At 67.5% G+C, this 969-nt stretch carries 1 protein-coding gene; it reads right to left on the reverse strand.

From position 1 onward, the window contains the following. Positions 1–969, reverse strand: a 969-nt coding sequence (locus L0976_RS28540) for a mannose-1-phosphate guanylyltransferase/mannose-6-phosphate isomerase (protein WP_234190771.1), incomplete at its 5' end; no start/stop codon positions are given.

The following is a 969-nucleotide window of genomic DNA, read 5'->3' on the forward strand; positions in this document are numbered from 1 at the left end:
TCACCCCCGTCCGAACTCGTCCTCGATGCGGATGATGTCGTCCTCACCGAGATAGGACCCGGTCTGGACCTCGATGAGTTCGAGCAGGATCTTGCCGGGATTGGCAAGGCGGTGCAGCTCGCCCTGGGGGATGTAGACGGATTCGTTCTCGCGCAGCGGGATCGTCCTGTCGCCGATCGTCACCTCCGCCGTGCCGCGCACCACGATCCAGTGCTCCGAGCGGTGGTGGTGCTTCTGCAGCGACAGCCGCTTGCCCGGCGTCACGAAGAGGCGCTTGACCTGGAAGCGCTCGCCGTTCAGCACCGACGTATAGCCGCCCCACGGACGGTAGGCCGTCGGATGCGTCTGCGTCAGCTTCGCCGTCTTCGGCAGCGCGGCGAGGTGCCTGACGAGGCTGCCGACATTCTGGCTGTCCTCCAGCCGCCCGACATAGACCGCATCCTCGCTGGCGACGACCGCAATGTTGTCGAGGCCCTGCACGGCGACATGGATGTCGCGCGAGATGACCAGCGAGTTGCGCGTGTCGAGCACCGTCGTGCTGCCGTCGGCGACGTTGCCGTCCGCATCCTGCCGGCCGGTCTTCCAGACCGAATCCCAGCTTCCAAGGTCCGACCAGGCGATCGGCGAGGGCACGACGGCAGCGATCGGCGTCTTCTCGAAGATCGCATAGTCGACGGAGATGTCGGGCGCGCGGGCGAAGGCGGCCTCGTCGAGCCGCTCGAAGTCGAGGTCGTGCTGCGCCTTGGCGACCGCCTCGCCTGCGGCGTCCAGCACGTCGGGCGCATATTGCTGCAACTCGCGCAGGAAGAGGCCGACCGGCAGCATGAACATGCCGGAGTTCCAGAGATAGCCGCCGGTCTCCAGCATGGCGGCGGCGGTCTCGCGGTCGGGCTTCTCGACGAAGCGGCGCACCGCATGGGCGCCGTTGCCGAGGTCCTCGCCGGTCTCGATATAGCCGTAGCCGGTGGC

Origin of the sequence: Shinella sp. NM-101 (assembly GCF_021401195.1) — a bacterium.
In the GTDB taxonomy this organism is placed as follows: domain Bacteria; phylum Pseudomonadota; class Alphaproteobacteria; order Rhizobiales; family Rhizobiaceae; genus Shinella.